The following is a 15,199-nucleotide window of genomic DNA, read 5'->3' as shown; positions in this document are numbered from 1 at the left end:
CCTTGCTGCTCCAATCGCCCCTATGCTGGGGCCGGCAGGCCTATATACCGTTTGCCCGCCGCCGCTAAGCCAAGGACCTCGCCATGACCGCCCCCGTCCGCCTGACCTCGCTCGCCCATGGCGGCGGTTGCGGCTGCAAGCTGGCGCCCTCGGTGCTGCGGGAGATCCTGGCCAAGATGCCGGCGGCCGGGGTCTTCCCCAACCTGATGGTGGGGACCGAGACCTCCGACGACGCCGCGGTCTGGCGGCTGAACGACAGCCAGGCCCTGGTGGCCACCACCGACTTCTTCATGCCGGTGGTGGACGACCCCTTCGACTTCGGCCGCATCGCCGCCACCAACGCGCTCTCCGACGTCTACGCCATGGGGGCGACCCCGATCTTCGCGCTCGCCATCGTCGGCATGCCGGTGGCCCAGCTGCCGGTGGAGACCATCGGCGCCATCCTGGCCGGCGGCGCCTCGGTCTGCGCGGCGGCGGGCGTGCCCATCGCCGGCGGGCACTCCATCGACAGCGTCGAGCCGATCTACGGCCTGGTGGCGCTCGGCCTGGTCCATCCTGACCGGGTGCTCACCAACCGCACCGCCCGGGCCGGCGACGTGCTGATCCTCACCAAGCCCCTGGGGGTGGGGGTGCTCAGCGCGGCCTTCAAACAGGAGCGGATGCCGGCCGGCGGCTACGAGGCCCTGATCGCCTCGACCACCCAGCTCAACGCCGTGGGCGCCGAGCTCTCCGGGGCGGCGGGCGTCAGCGCGGTCACCGACGTCACCGGCTTTGGCCTGCTGGGCCACGCCCTGGAGATGTGCCGCGGCGCGGGCCTGATGGCCCTGATCGAGGCCGACGCCCCACCCCTGCTTGCGGGCGTCGAGGCCCTGGCCCGGGACGGGGTCCGCACCGGCGCCTCGGTGCGCAACTGGGCCAGCTACGGCCAGGCGGTGCAGGCGCCGGACGACCTGCCCGAATGGCGGCGAGACATCCTCTGCGATCCCCAGACCAGCGGCGGCCTGCTGATCGCCGTCGCCCCCGGCCGGGCGGCCGACATCCTGGCCCTGGTGCGCAGCCGCGGCTTCGCCTCGGCCACCGTCGTCGGGCGCCTGGAAGCCGGCGACCCGCGGGTGGTGGTCGCCTAGAACCGTAAGTTCAGACTGCCGAGCCCTGCTGCTTGCGGCGCTCGGTCGACGCCCGCAGCTCGGCCCAGATGGCGTCGTTCATGGCCTCGTCGCGGCCCTCGACGGCGATCTGCAGGGTGATCAGGGCCGCCCGCAGCCGCGCGTTCTCCGCCGCCAGGGCCGACAGCCGGAAGTCGTCCTCCGCCCGCTCCTCCGGCGGCGGGACATAGGCCGCGCCCCGGGCCAGCAGGCCGCGGATCGCCCGGTTCTCCATCACCAGATTGTGGGCCGCACCGTCCCAGGCCTCGGCCGCCAGCCCCATCAGCATGGCCGAGAGCCCCAGCGTCGCGGCGCGATCGGTGGGATTGGCGTCGGGCATGGCGTTGGCCATCACCTTGCCGGCGAGGTCGACGAGGACCGCGGGAACCGAAGGGATCATAGCCGCCCCATGACTTGCAGCGCCGCCCGGTCCTGGGCGTTGGTCATGGCCCAGGCGGGATAGACCATGATGGGTTCGCGGTTGCCGCCGTCCAGCCAGGCCCGGGCGCTGGAGACCCAGATCGCCTGGCCCTTCACGCAGTTGAACAGGGTCCACCAGTGCAGGGCGGCGGGATCGGCCTTCAGGCCGCTGGCCCGCTCCCAGATGGCGACGGCCTCGTCCTGCGGCAGCAGGCCGCCGGCCAGACCGCGACCGAAGGACCAGATGGGGTTGAGGCTCCAGCCCAGGTCCTCCAGGGGATCGCCCAGATGGGCCATCTCCCAGTCGAGAATCCCGTGGATCTGCCCCTCGGTGTCATAGAGGAAGTTGCCGGTGCGGTAGTCGCCATGCACCACGCCCACCTTCTGGGCCGGGGGCGGCGGATTGGCCCGCAGCCAGCGGATGGCGGCCCGGATGATCGGCAGGGGCTCGGCCTCGTCGGCGTTCAGCACCTCTTCCCAATAGGTCAGCTCGCGGTTCCAGCAGTCCTCGGCGGCGACGGCGGGCATCACCTCGGCCAGGCCGTTGGCGACGGGGTCGGCCTTGGCGATCTCGCCGAGGATGGTCCACTTGCGCTCCCCCAGCCGGGCGTGGGTTCCGAGATAGGGCTCGGCCCACAGCAGGCCGGGGCCGGCCTGGAAGCCGGCGATCTCCGCGGCGATGAAGAAGGGGTGGTCCAGGGGCCCGTCGCCCTCCTCCAGCCACAGCATCTCCGGCGCCGGCACGCTCGTGCCGTGGAAGGCGCGATAGGCCTCGAACTCGATGCGGCGCTCGGTGTCGATCAGGCTGGCGGGCGGATCGCGGCGCAGGATCAGCTTGCGCTCGCGGGCCTGGCCGCCCTCGGTCCATGTGGCGGTGAAGCGATAGGTCTCCCGCGAGGCGCCGCCGGAGATGCGGGCCAGGTCGCGGACGGCGACGTCGGTCGCCTGGGGCATCTGGGCGGCGATATAGGCCGCGATGCGGGGTTCGAGGGGCGCGGCCACTCAAGCCATCTCGAAGCGGATGGGCAGCTTCTTGGGCCCGTTGACGAACACCGCCTGGGACATGGCCGGCACGCCCGCCAGTTCCAGGGACTTCAGCCGCGGGATCAGCTCCTCCCAGAGGATGCGCATCTCCATCTTGGCCAGGTGCTGGCCCAGGCACAGGTGGGCGCCGTAGCCGAAGGCCAGGTGCTTGTTGGGGCTGCGGTCGACCCGGAAGGCGTTGGGATCGTCGAACACCTCTTCGTCCCGGTTGCCGGAGGCGTAGCAGAGCATCAGCCAGTCGCCCTTGGAGACCTTGCGGCCGGCGATCTCGGTGTCCTCCATGGCCGTGCGCATGAAGGTCTTCACCGGGGTGATCCAGCGGATGGACTCGTCCACCAGGCCCGGGATCAGGGACGGATCGGCCTTCAGCTTGGCCAGCTCCCCGGGGTTCTGGGCCAGGCCCCAGATGGCGCCGGCGGTGGAGGACGAGGTGGTGTCGTGGCCGGCCGTGGCGACGATGATGTAGTAGCTCATCGCCTCGAAGTGGCTGATCGGCTCGCCGTCGATCTTGGAGTTGGCGATCAGGCTGCCCAGGTCGTCGGTGGGATTGGCCCGCTTGGCCTCCGAGAACTGGGTGAAGTAGCTGATGAAGTCGGTCAGCACGCTCATGTCGATCTTGGCCGGATCGTCGGGCTGCTCGGCGGTCTTGCGGCCCAGTTCGGGATCGGCGGCGCCGAACAGTTCCTGGGTGAGCATCAGCATGCGGGCCTCGTCCTCCTCCGGCACGCCCATGATCTCCATGATCACGTGCAGGGGGTAGTGCAGGGCCACGGCGCTGACGAAGTCGCATTCCCCGCCCTGGGCGGCCATCTTGTCCACCGCGGCCCGGGCGATCTTGCGGATGCGGTCCTCCAGGCTGCGCAGGTTCTGGGGCAGGAACCAGGCCTGGGTCAGGACCCGGTACTTCATGTGATCGGGCTGATCCATGTGGATCAGGGTGCGCAGCAGGTGCGGGCTGCCGCCGGTCATCTGGCGGACCCGGGCGTCGACCGCCTGGCTGACCAGGGTGGGGGACTTCTCGCCGTTGGAGAACAGGGCGTTCTGGCGGCTGATCTCCAGGATGTCGGCGTGCTTGGTGGTGACCCAGAAGGGTTCGACCCCCTCGATCTGCGCCTTTCCGAAGGGATTGTTGGCCCGCAGCCAGGCATAGGTCTCGTGGATCCGGCCGTCGGCATAGGCGGTCGGATCGACCAGGTTGGCGGCCTGGGACTGCGGAATCAGGACGTCGGCTGCGCTCATCTGGCCTGGCCGGTTGTCGACCCTACGTAAGCTTACGTGAGGTCAGCAATCGACGCTCTCCCTTGTCTTGTTATCTTTGTTCACTTGATACTGCCCTGACACGCGCGGCGGCAATACCGACAACGAAAACACGCGCCCCCGGAGGATACCCGATGCTCACCCAGGCCGACGATTTCCCGATCCACCAGACCCCGGATCCCATCGCCTATTCGGGCACCGACCGGAACTTCTACGACCGCTACTTCTTCAACGGCTACCAGCCGGACGGGACCGAGTTCTTCGCCGTCGCCTTCGGGGTCTATCCCAACCTCAACATCGCCGACGCCCACTTCGCCGTGGTCCGCGACGGGGTGGAGCACTGCCTCCACGTCAGCCGCGTGCTGAACAGCGAGCGGATGGAGCTCTCCTGCGGCCCCATCACCATCGAGGTGCTGGAGCCCCTGCAGAAGCTGAAGGTGACGGTGGCGGCGTCGGAGGGCATCTCCGCGGAACTGACCTTCGAGGGCCGCACCTTCCCCATCGAGGAGCCGCGCTTCACCCGCCGCAACGGGCCGCGCGCCTTCATGGACTATACCCGCCTGACCCAGAACGTGCGCTGCAGCGGCTGGATCGAGGTGGACGGCAAGCGCGTCACCCTGGCGGCCGGCAGCGTCGGCACCCGCGACCGCTCCTGGGGTATCCGGCCCATCGGCGCGCCGGACCCGCAGCCGGCCGTGCCCCAGACCATCACCGGCTTCTTCTGGCAGTGGACGCCGCTGAACTTCGCCGACCGCAGCGTCTTCTTCCACGTCAACGCCGACTCCGACGGCACGCCCTGGAACACCCGGGCGGTGATCCTGCCCGACGGCGCCGGCGAGGGCGGCGGCTATCACAGCGAGCACGCCAAGATCGACGACGTGGCCATGATCCCCGGCACCCGCCACGCCCAGGGCGGGACCTTGAACATCCCGCTGGCGCAAGGCTCGGCGTCGGTGAAGTTCGAGCCCTTCCTGACCTTCCTGATGCGGGGTATCGGCTACGGCCATCCGGAGTGGCGGCACGGCGGCTACAAGGGCGACCTGGTGGTGGCCCGCGAGGACATCGATTTGGGAAAGGTAAGCATGGCCAGCCCCGAGAACTGGCACATCCAGGCGCTCAGCCGCGTCACCTTCTCCACGCCTGGCGAGGAGCCCATCAGGGGCATGGGCGTCTTCGAGCAGCTGATCGCCGGCCCCTACCGGCCCTACGGTCTCAGCTAGCTCTTGCAGACCGCCCGGAACCCCGCGGCCGCGTAGGCGATCATCCGCGGGGTGACGGCGGCGATGTCCGCCGAGCGGCAGAGGCCCCCCGACAGGGTGTCGATGCGGCCGGTCTCGGCCAGGGTCAGGGTCAGGCTGCCCGACAGCATGTGGTAGGACCAGAACAGGTCCTCCTCCCGCGCATAGGGCAGGGCCCGGCGGACCACCCGGATCAGGCGGTGGATGACCGGGTCGAAGTAGCGGGTCATGGTCTCGCCGCCCCAGACCGGGGTGTTGTTCACCACCCCGATGAGGGCGAAATAGGCGCGCCATTCGGGGCCGGCGTTGGCGCAGCGCTCCAGCACCGGGTTGAGGAAGGCCGCCACCGCCCCCTCGACGGTGATGTTGTCGCCGGCCTCGGCCTCGTAGCGGTCCATGGCCTCCATGCGGTCCTTGTTCAGCACCTCGGCGCGGCGCAGGAAGACGGCGTCGAACAGGCCCTTCTTGGAATCGAAGTAGTAGTGGAGCAGGGCGGTGTCGACCTTGGCCTTCTTGGCCACCGCCCGCAGGGTGACCCCGTCGAAGCCGTGGCGGGAGAACTCGGCCTCGGCGACGTCGAGGATCCGTTCGCTGGTCTCGAAGCTCTTCTGGGCGCGGGTCTTGCCGGCGGCCTTGGTCTTCAGCGCGGTCGGCATGGAATCCCTTCCCCGAGGTTGGAACCCTGAGTATGGCGCGGCGCGCCCAGTCCTCAAAGATGAACGGGAAACCTGCCGGTTCCGGCTCGCATGTCAACGTTCATTCACTGTTGAATGATTGACTTGCGCCGGCGGGCGGCGTGTCCTCGGGCGCTTGAGGAGGAGCGCAGCATGATCGAGGCCGCCGAGAGAACCTGGACCAGCGCCGACGGTCTGACCCTGTTCGCCCGGGACTTCGCGCCGGCCTCCGGGCCCGCCCGCGCCCCGGTGATCTGCCTGCACGGCCTGACCCGCAACAGCCGCGACTTCGAGGTCCTGGCGCCCCGCATCGCCGCCCAGGGCCGGCGGGTCCTGGCCCTGGACGTGCGCGGTCGCGGACGTTCGGCCTGGGATCCGAACCCCTTGAACTACAACCCCGCCGTCTATGCCGGCGACGTGGCGGCCCTGCTGGAGCAGAGCGGGATCGCCCGCGCCCACTTCATCGGCACCTCCATGGGCGGCCTGATCACCCTGACCCTCTGCGCCCTGCGCCCGGACCTGATCGCCGGCGTGGTGCTGAACGACGTGGGGCCCGAGGTCGGGGCGGCCGGCCTGGCCCGGATCTCGGCCTATGTCGGCGGGACGCCGCAGGTGGCCACCTGGGCCGAGGCGGCCGCCTACGCCAAGGCCGTCAACGGCCAGGCCCTGCCCCATCTCACCGACGCCGACTGGGACCGCTTCGCCCGCCGGGTGTTCCGCGAGGCCCAGGGCGGCCTGGCCCTCGACTACGACCCGGCCATCTCCCAGGTGTTCAAGGTCGCCCCCACCGCCGCCCCCGCGGCCCCCGCGCCGGACCTCTGGCCCTTCTTCGCGGCCATGGCCGCGGGACGGCCCCTGCTGCTGGTGCGGGGTGAGCTGTCCGACATCCTGGACGCCGCCATCGCCAACCGCATGGGGCTCACCGCGCCCCACATGGCCCGCGTCGACATCCCCGGCGTCGGCCACGCCCCGACCCTGGAGGAGCCCCAGGCGCTCGCCGCCATCGACGCCTTCCTGGCCTCGGCCCCCTGACGTTAAGGGAAGCCCCTGTGGCCGCCTTGCATCGGTCGCCCAGAGTCGTGTTTGGAAATTCACTCTACGATGAATGAATAATTGACGCTCCCCTAGGTCAAGGTCACGGTCGCGCTCAATGAGGCGCCTGCGACCGGGCGCCATGGGAGGGACATCATGAATTCCAATTGGAAGCTCGCGCTCGCCGCGGGCGCGGCCTGGGGCGTTCTCGCCGGCCAAGCCTTTGCGCAATCGGCGCAGCCGACCGTCGAGGAGCTGGTGGTCACCGCCCGCCGCGTCGAGGAAAACCTGCAGACCACCCCGGTCGCCATCTCGGCCTTCTCCAGCGAGACCCTGGCTCGCCAGGGCGCCACGGCCATCACCGACCTGCAGGGCGCCGTGCCGAACCTGAACCTGGTTCAGGGCCGCGCCTCCTCCAACGCCACCAACATCTACATCCGCGGCGTCGGTCAGCCCGACGCCCTGCAGACCTTCGACCCGGCGGTCGGCGTCTATGTGGACGACGTCTATTACAGCCGAATCCGCGGCACCCAGTTCGACCTGCTGGACCTGGCCCGCGTCGAGGTCCTGCGCGGCCCGCAGGGCACGCTGTACGGCAAGAACACCATCGGCGGCGCCCTGAAGCTGGTCTCCCGCCAGCCCGACCAGACCGTCCGCTCGCAGAGCTCGGTCAGCGTCGGCAACTACGACCTGTTCGAGGCCAAGATCGCCCTGTCGGGCCCGGTCAGCGACACCCTGGCCCTCGGCTTCGCGGCCATGGGCTCGGCCCGTGGCGGCTACGTCACCGATCCGGTGAACGGCCAGGAGTACAACGACAAGAACACCTTCGCCGCCCGCGCCGCCCTGGCCTGGACCCCGAACGACCAGTTCCACGTCAACGCCTCGATCGACTACACCAAGGACAAGTCCGGCCTCACCGTCGGCCAGGCCCAGAACACCCTGACCTCGGCCTTCGGCGCCGTGCTCTACCCGGTGCCGCTGGCCATTCCGGAATACAACTTCAAGACCACCACCACGCCGGGCCTGCCCAACGAGACCCGGTTCGAGCACTGGGGCGCGGCGGTCACCGTCGGCTACGACCTCACCGACAGCCTGTCGCTGAAGTCGATCACCGCCTACCGCAACCTCGACAACGACGACTATATCGACTTCGACGCCACCGCCCTGCAGGTCACCGACGCCCTGGTGGCGGTCGACCAGGACCAGGTGAGCGAGGAGCTGCAGCTGGCCTACAACCAGGGCCCCTGGCAGGTCGTGGGTGGCGTCTACTACCTGCGTGAGAACGTGAAGTCCCACCAGGCGGCCTTCGCCAACGCCTATCTGACCCCCTTCACCTTCCTGCGGACGGTGGACGACGACCTCACCACCACCAGCTGGGCGGCCTACGCCAACGCCAGCTACGCCCTCACCGAGAAGCTGCGGCTCTCGGCCGGCGTCCGCTACACCGACGAAGAGAAGGACTACGCCCGCACCACCTCGACCTTCTCGAACCTCGGCGCCCTCAACGGCACCTTCGCCTTCAAGGCCAAGAAGTCCTGGGACGATGTCTCGCCGATGGTCAGCCTCGACTATCAGGCCACCAACGACCTGTTCTTCTACGGACGCGTCTCCAAGGGCTTCAAGTCGGGCGGCTTCAACGGCCGCGCCAACAGCCCCGGCGAAGAGCAGCCCTATGCTCCGGAAACCGCGGTCTCCTACGAGGCCGGCGTGAAGGCCGAGCTGTTCGACAAGCGCGCCCGGGCCAACTTCACGGTCTTCTACAACGACTATCAGGACTTCCAGGCCCGCGTCGGCCGCTCGGTGGTCTCCCCCAGCCAGCCGATCCCGGCCATCGACTTCGCGGTGCTGAACGCCGGCCAGCTGAAGATCTACGGGGCCGAACTGGAACTGGCGGCCAACCCGATCGCCGGTCTCAGCCTGAACGCCGAGGTGGGCTATCTGCACGCCGAATACGGCGAGTTCGCCGAGCAGCGCGCCGCCACCCCGCCGGCCACCGGTTTCGTGACCCTCGACCGCTCCTGGCAGACCCCGGCCTTCTCGCCGGAATGGACGGCCCGCCTGGCCGGCCGCTACGAGTGGGATCTCGGCGACACCGGCTTCGTCAGCGTCGGCGCCCAGGCGCGCTACCGCTCGGAGATGGCGCTCGCCATCGACAACGCCAACCTGACCACCCGGGCCCGTTTCCCCGGCATGTTCCAGCCGAGCTACTGGCTCTATGACGCGCAGATCGTCTGGGAGAACTCGGAGCGGAACCTGTCGGCCGGCATCTACGGCAAGAACCTCGCCGACGAGGTCTACAAGACCGACGCCCAGGAGTTCTCCTCGGTGGGCGGCATCCGCACGGCCTATTTCGGCGCGCCGCGCACCTGGATGGCCACGGTGACCCTGAAGTACTAGAGCACGTCAGGCGGAAGTGGGTACCGGTTCCGCCGCCCGACGCGCTCTAACTTTTTGAATCTAGACCCTTCTCGCCGTTTCAGATGCGTGCATCTGAAACGGTCAGGGTCTAGGCGCCCTTCGCCCCGAAACGGAAAAGGCCCGGGTCACCCCCGGGCCTTTTTCATGTCGCCCCGACCGTCATCCCGGCCGCAGCGAAGCGGAGAGCCGGGACCCAGGGGCGGCGCGCGGGGCCCCTGGGTCCCGGATCGGCCTGTCGGCCGTCCGGGATGACGTTGAATTGCCTACCGCGTGACGACATCCCGCTTCATGGGGGCGAGCTTGGCCAGCAGCTGGTTCTGGGCGCGGTAGGCGACGCCCTCGCGGTCCATGGCCAGCTGCAGGTGCTCCACCAGCCGGTTGAACTCGGCGGTGTTGATCCCCTGGTCCTTGTGGGTGGTCTTCATGTCGCGGCCCGTATAGTCGGCCGGCGCCCCCAGCAGATAGGCGATCTGCTCCTTCAGGGTGCGGCGCAGGCGCTCCATGTCGGTGGCGTGGAAGATCTCCTCCAGCTTCGGATCGGCGACGCCGCGGTCCAGGGCGCCGTCGACGATGCGCGCCACCCCTTCGACGCCGTGGAAGGCCGCCAGCATCTGCGCGCCGGTGAAGGGCGCCGCTCCGGCGTTGGCGTTGGACTGGACATAGGGATCGACCGGCTTTTCCTCCGCGAAGGCCGGAGCGGCCATGGCGAGGGCGGCGGCGAGGATCAGGGTGCGGGACATCAGAAGCCTGCCTGGATGGAGAGATAGAGACCGCGCTGGTCCTTGAAGGTGGCGATGGTCCCCAGGTCGGCATAGGCCGCGGTGACCGAGAGGTGCTTGTTGAACGCGTAGGCGGCGAAGAGGTCGACCCAGTCGTCCTCCTTCAGCCCCGTCAGGTTGTCGGGCTTGGAGCGGTACTCCGCCCCGATCAGCAGGCGCTTGGAGACCAGGACTCCGGCCGAACCCTCGAACTGCAGCTGGTAGTCGTCGTTCTTGCCGCCGCCGAAGCCCAGCAGGCCGGTCTGGTTGGCCTTGGTGGCCCGCAACGTGCCGTCCAGCACCAGGCTCCGGTTCAGCAGCACCTTGGTGGCGGCCACATAGTAGTCGACGCCGGTGTCGTCCTGGCCGCCGATCGCCTTGATGATCGCGCCCTTGTCGTTCCTCTTCCACTGGACGCCGACGGCGACCTGCGGGACCCAGCTGTCCTGGGCGTAGACCGCGTCCCCCAGCACCCGCAGCTTCGCGCCCACGATATCCTGGTTGAAGGTGAAGCCCTGACCGAGGCCCAGCTTGGCGCCCGTGTCGCCGGTGTCGAAGGCCTGGCGCGTGTAGGAGACCTCGAAGCGGTCGTGGAAGCCCACCGCGACCCCGGCCGCGCGGAGCTGGTAGTCGGGCAGCTGGACCAGGGTGGCGTGGGCGTTGGCGCCCCACTCGTCGACGGTCTCATAGCCGGTGATCGTGGCCCAGGAGGCCAGGCCGCCGCCGCCGGCGCCCTCCACGGTGGTGACCCCGCCCGTCAGCAGCAGCTTGCCGCTGGCCGCCATGTCCTGCGCCCGCGCCGCGCTCCCCGCCAGCGCCAGACCCAGGGCGAGCCCCAGCGCGCCTGCCCGAACCGTCATGCCTCATCCCCCGCCGTGTCCAAGGGCGGGACCATGCCCGATACTTGTTGATGGAAAGTTCTGTCGGGGCCCCGATCTTAACCTCAAGGCGACGGGAGGGGCCGATGCTGGCGCCCATGAAAGCCCTGATCCTGTCGCCGATCTTCGTCCTGGCCCTGGCCTCCCAGGCCCTGGCCGGCGACCTCAGCATCCTGGTGCGCAACGCCGCCGGACAGCCGGTTCGCGACGCCGTCGTCACCCTGAAGCCCGCCGGCGGCGCCCCGGCCGGGGTCCCCATCAAGTTCGCCTGGCCCTATTCGGTGGCCCAGCAGAACATCAGCTTCAACCCCTTCGTCCTGGTGGTCCCGGTGGGCAGCCAGGTGAGCTTTCCCAACAAGGACAATGTCCGCCACCACGTCTATTCCTTCTCGCCCATCAAGAAATTCGAGCTGAAGCTCTATGGCCGCGACGAGAGCCGAAGCGTGGTGTTCGACAAGGCCGGCGTCGTGCCCCTGGGCTGCAACATTCACGACCAGATGATCGCCTATGTGGTGGTGGTGGACACCGCCTTCGCCGGCAAGACCGGCGCCGACGGCGTGGTCGTGATCCGCGACGCCCCGGCCGGCGCCGCGGCCCTGACCGTCTGGCAGCCCTATCTGAAGGCGGCCAGGAACCAGGTGGTGAAGACCATCGCCATCCCCGCCGCCGGGGGCCGCGAGACGGTCAGCGTCGACCTCCGCCCCGCGCCGGGGGCGATGGGCATGATCCACTAGAAGGTCAGCCGCAGGGCCGACTGAAGGACGGTCTGGTCCTGTTTGGGCGCGACCCCGCCATAGGCCCGCCCCGGACGGTCGCTGCTCACATGCAGGGCCTCCAGCAGCAGGGCGGCGCGCGCGGACAGGGGATGGCGCCAGTCGGCGGCCAGGGCCCAGCCGGTCTCGTCGTTGTTGTCGAGCGCCCGCAGGGTCCGATCGTTGGTCTCGAACCAGTCGACCCGGGCCGAGAGGCGGTTCTCGCCATAGTCCCGGCTGGCCATCAGGTAGGCGGCGTGGAAGCCCATGTCGATCCAGTGGCCGCCCGGGGCGCGGTAACCCATCAGGGTCTCCCCGGACATCACCTGGGCCAGCAGACGGGTGCGGTCGTCCAGGGCCACCTGGGCGCCCAGGTTCAGGAACCGCGTCTCCCAGGCCCACTGCTTTTCGGACACCGAGGTGCGGTCCCCGGCGTTGTCGTAATAGGTGGCGTTCAGCACCACCGGGGCCGGCGGCCGCCATTCCAGCCGGCCGTAGAAGCCGGCGCGGTTGTCCAGCTCCAGCACCGGATAGGTGTCGGGGGCCTGCCTGGCCTTCATGTAGCCGGAGAGGGGCGGCAGCTCGAACTCGGTCCTGGCGCCGGTCTTCACCCCATGCAGGGCCCAGCCGCGGAAGCTCAGCAGGGTGCCCGAGGTGTCGTTCCAGCCGAAGACCCCCAGGGTGGCCGAGACCTGATGGTCGCCGAACCTGTGCTCGGCCGTGGCCTCCAGGCCGCCCACCTTCACCTCCTCGCCGATCCAGCTGTTGATGGCCGAGGCCGTCAGCATGTCGGGGTCGGTCCAGGCCTCCCCGTCATGCTCCTGGGACACCGGCGGGTAGAACAGCCCGGCGCGGGCCGAGATCCGCCCCAGGCGGCTCGGAGGCCCGCGGAACGTCAGATAGGCCTCGCCGAGATCGACCTTCGGATCGAGCCGCGGCTGCAGTTCGGCGGTGACGACGCCGCTGAGGGCGAAGCTGAAGCGCGGCTTCCACTCCAGGGCCGCATTGGCCAGGAACAGCCCGTCCCCGCCCCCCGAAGCGATGGTCTTGCCCGTCCCGCCGTCGAGCCAGCTGGTCTCGCCGTCGGCCGCCGACAGCCGCAGGTCGACGATCCCGTGCAGGGTCTCGGGCCCGAAGAGGCTCACCTGCGCCCGGGCGGTCCCGCCGCCAAGCGCCAGGAGCAGCACGCCCAGGCCCGCCCGCCAGATGGTCTGTCCCACGGGGCCCTCCGTCAGCCGAAGCCGCGTTTGGACAGCTCATCCCCCCGCAGGAAGATCAGCAGTTCGTTCAAGGGTTGGGGCTTGGCGATGAGGTAGCCCTGGATCGCATCGCAGCCCATGGCCGCCAGCAGCTGGAAGGCGTCGGGCTTCTCCACCCCCTCGGCGGTGACCTTCAGGCCCAGGCTGTGGGCCAGGTCGATGGTGGAGCGCACGATCAGGGCGTCCCTCTGGCTCTCGGTGACGTCCATGATCAGGGAGCGGTCGATCTTCAGCTCCTGGCCGCGGATCTGCTTGAGATAGGCCAGGGACGACAGGCCCGTGCCGAAGTCGTCGATGGAGATCGAGACCCCGGCCTGCCGGAAGCGGTCGAGGAGCTCCAGGGCCAGGCCCGGATTGTCGATGACCGCCGTCTCGGTGATCTCGAAACAGAGCTGGCCCACCGCGCCGGGCGCCAGGCGGTCCACCAGGTCGGCGAAGTCCCGGTCCCCCAGCAGGCGGCCGGAGATGTTGATCGACATTTCGATCTCGTGGCCCTGCTTGGCGAGCATGGCCTGGTCCTCGATGGCCTGTTTCAGCACCCAGTCGGTCAGGGTGCGGATGTGGCCGGTCTCCTCGGCCATGGGGATGAAGAGGTCGGGCCGCAGCAGGCCCCGGGTCGGGTGGCGCCAGCGGACCAGGCCCTCCACGGCGTTCACCCGGCGCGACCGCAGGTCGAACTTGGGCTGGTGATAGAGCTCGATCTGGCCCGACCGGATCGCCCAGAGCATGCCGCTCATCAGGGCCAGGTTGGAGGACGGGTCGCCATAGGCCTCGGCGTCGAAGGCGGCGATCTTGCGCCGGGCGGCGCGGGCCTGGTCGAAGCCGATATTGGCCCGCTCGATCGCCGCCCCGGGGCCATCGCCGGCCGCCACGGCCGACAGGCCGACGGTCAGGGCCACGTCGATGGCGTCGCCGCCGACATGCAGGGGCTGCTCCAGGTCGTCCAGCAGGTGCAGCATCAGGGCCTCGGCCGCGTCCAGGCTGTCGGCCTCGAAGGCCAGGGCCAGGACGTCGGTGGAGAGCCGGGCCACCGCGCCGCGGGGTTGCAGCCCGGCCAGGCGCTCGCCGACCTCCCGGATCACCTGGGCGGCGGGGGCGTAGCCGATGGCGCCGCGGACATGGGCGAAGCGGTCGATCCCCAGGACGGCGACGAACAGTCCGTCGTCCCCGGGGGCGCGGAGCAGGTCCAGAGCCTCTTCCAGGGCCAGGCGGTTGGGCAGGCCGGTCTCGGCGTCATGATGGGCCAGGTGGGTGATCCGCCGCTCCCGTTCGCGGATCTCGGTGGCCATGATGTTGAAGCTCTCGGCCAGGCGGCCGATCTCGTCGTGGCTGTCCACCGGCACCTGGGCGTCCTCGCCCCGCTGCAGGCGCCGGGCCCCCTCGTCCAGGGCGGAGATCGGTCGGGTGACGCTCTTGGCCAGGGTCCAGCTGCCATAGATCACCAGCAGCAGGCCCAGCAGGCTGGCCCCGGCGATCACCGCCAGCAGCGGCTGGTAGGGCCCGAAGGCGCGCGACAGGGGATAGCTCAGCACCAGGTCCACCGCCTCGTGGCCGGTGAGGGACGGCAGGGGCTTCACCAGGGCGATGGCCTCCCCCGAGGAGGTCTGCAGGGTGCGCGGCGCGGTGATCCGGGCGGCGGTCGCCGTCTCGATGAAGGCGCCCAGCCTGGCCAGGTCGCCCCGGCCGGTCGCCTCGCTGGAGACCCAGCCGTCCCGGGTCCGGTGGGCCACGCTGGCGTCCAGCGGAATGGCGGCCAGCCGCTCCAGGGCCGACATCTCGGTCTGGTCAAGGCGGGCGGCGAACACCACCCAGCCGATCAGGTCCGGGGACATCACCGGGGCGGCGATCATCTGATAGGGAACCCCGTCCAGGACGAAGACCCCGGCGGGCGCCTCGGACTCGTAGAGGGCCGCGGTCAGGTCGTCGGCCCGCGGGGTCAGGCGGCTGGTGTCGGCGGCGGTCACCTGACCGTCGACGCCGACGATGAAGGCCAGGTCGACCCGCATCCGGGCGCGCAGGTTCTCCATGGCCGAGACGATGGTGGCCTGGTCGCGGGTGGCCACCGCCTCGCGGAAGCCGAAGTCGCGGCTGAGCAGGGCCGCGCCCTGGCGCAGCTGTTCCGAGCGCAGGGACCAGACGCGGTCGAAGACCGTGCCCGAGGCGGTCAGTTCGCCGCGCACCTGGCGCTGGGCGGCGCCGGAGATGGCCGAGAACACCGCCGCCGAGATCAGGATCAGGGTCACGCCGAACAGCGCCGCATAGAGCAGGGTCAGCTTGGTGCGCAGATATTTGAACCGCGACAGGCGGCCGAGCAGAACCTCCAC

General features: G+C 69.8%; 13 protein-coding genes. 5 read left to right on the top strand and 8 right to left on the bottom strand.

The genetic code is table 11. The annotated features are described in order from the left end of the window. Positions 1-83: 83 nt before the first annotated feature. Positions 84-1,127, top strand: a complete 1,044-nt coding sequence (selD, locus tag AC1RN5_RS00885) for a selenide, water dikinase SelD (protein ID WP_493039408.1) — start codon at positions 84-86, stop codon at positions 1,125-1,127. Positions 1,128-1,137: 10 nt separating this feature from the next. Here selD and AC1RN5_RS00880 read toward each other — a convergent pair whose 3' ends face one another. The 3 genes from AC1RN5_RS00880 to AC1RN5_RS00870 are packed head-to-tail and all read right to left on the bottom strand — an operon-like array spanning position 1,138 to position 3,848. Continuing rightward, positions 1,138-1,545 carry a hypothetical protein gene (locus AC1RN5_RS00880; protein WP_493039407.1) on the bottom strand — a complete coding sequence of 136 codons (408 nt, stop codon included), beginning with the start codon at positions 1,543-1,545 and terminating at the stop codon, positions 1,138-1,140. Next, entirely contained in the window at positions 1,542-2,567 is a 1,026-nt protein-coding gene (locus tag AC1RN5_RS00875; RefSeq protein ID WP_493039406.1) for a phosphotransferase family protein, read from the bottom strand. The genes AC1RN5_RS00880 and AC1RN5_RS00875 overlap by 4 nt, the downstream gene beginning before the upstream one ends. Then, complete coding sequence (locus AC1RN5_RS00870; protein ID WP_493039405.1) at positions 2,568-3,848, bottom strand: cytochrome P450; 1,281 nt, start codon at positions 3,846-3,848, stop codon at positions 2,568-2,570. Positions 3,849-4,000: 152 nt separating this feature from the next. On the opposite strand from AC1RN5_RS00870, the gene AC1RN5_RS00865 reads away from it, so the two are divergent. After that, positions 4,001-5,086: an Rv3169 family protein gene (locus AC1RN5_RS00865; protein ID WP_493039404.1), complete on the top strand. Its 1,086-nt coding sequence runs from the start codon at positions 4,001-4,003 to the stop codon at positions 5,084-5,086. Here the strand turns inward: AC1RN5_RS00865 and AC1RN5_RS00860 are convergent. Then, the gene (locus AC1RN5_RS00860) at positions 5,083-5,760 is read right to left on the bottom strand and encodes a TetR/AcrR family transcriptional regulator (RefSeq protein ID WP_421933067.1); all 678 of its coding nucleotides are present in this window, start codon (positions 5,758-5,760) and stop codon (positions 5,083-5,085) included. The genes AC1RN5_RS00865 and AC1RN5_RS00860 overlap by 4 nt on opposite strands. Positions 5,761-5,931: 171 nt before the next feature. Between AC1RN5_RS00860 and AC1RN5_RS00855 the strand changes: the two genes are divergently transcribed. Beyond that, positions 5,932-6,810: an alpha/beta fold hydrolase gene (locus AC1RN5_RS00855; RefSeq protein WP_493039403.1), complete on the top strand. Its 879-nt coding sequence runs from the start codon at positions 5,932-5,934 to the stop codon at positions 6,808-6,810. Positions 6,811-6,966: 156 nt separating this feature from the next. Further along, positions 6,967-9,207 (top strand): TonB-dependent receptor, encoded by a 2,241-nt coding sequence (locus AC1RN5_RS00850; protein ID WP_493039402.1) that lies wholly within the window; start codon positions 6,967-6,969, stop codon positions 9,205-9,207. A gap of 284 nt (positions 9,208-9,491) precedes the next feature. Here AC1RN5_RS00850 and AC1RN5_RS00845 read toward each other — a convergent pair whose 3' ends face one another. Continuing rightward, complete coding sequence (locus AC1RN5_RS00845) at positions 9,492-9,968, bottom strand: group I truncated hemoglobin (RefSeq protein WP_493039401.1); 477 nt, start codon at positions 9,966-9,968, stop codon at positions 9,492-9,494. After that, positions 9,968-10,846 carry a DUF3034 family protein gene (locus AC1RN5_RS00840; RefSeq protein WP_493039400.1) on the bottom strand — a complete coding sequence of 293 codons (879 nt, stop codon included), beginning with the start codon at positions 10,844-10,846 and terminating at the stop codon, positions 9,968-9,970. The genes AC1RN5_RS00845 and AC1RN5_RS00840 overlap by 1 nt, the downstream gene beginning before the upstream one ends. A gap of 104 nt (positions 10,847-10,950) precedes the next feature. On the opposite strand from AC1RN5_RS00840, the gene AC1RN5_RS00835 reads away from it, so the two are divergent. Continuing rightward, complete coding sequence (locus AC1RN5_RS00835; protein WP_493039399.1) at positions 10,951-11,598, top strand: methylamine utilization protein; 648 nt, start codon at positions 10,951-10,953, stop codon at positions 11,596-11,598. Here the strand turns inward: AC1RN5_RS00835 and AC1RN5_RS00830 are convergent. Then, a complete protein-coding gene (locus tag AC1RN5_RS00830; protein ID WP_493039398.1) occupies positions 11,595-12,836 on the bottom strand; it encodes a hypothetical protein in 1,242 nt (413 codons plus the stop codon). The genes AC1RN5_RS00835 and AC1RN5_RS00830 overlap by 4 nt on opposite strands. Before the next feature lie 11 nt (positions 12,837-12,847). After that, complete coding sequence (locus tag AC1RN5_RS00825; protein WP_493039397.1) at positions 12,848-15,199, bottom strand: putative bifunctional diguanylate cyclase/phosphodiesterase; 2,352 nt, start codon at positions 15,197-15,199, stop codon at positions 12,848-12,850.

It is taken from the genome of Phenylobacterium sp. GW821-FHT12F10, assembly GCF_058806695.1.
The sequence above is the reverse complement of the archived record's forward strand: the minus strand, read 5'-3'. Positions and strand labels throughout refer to the sequence as shown.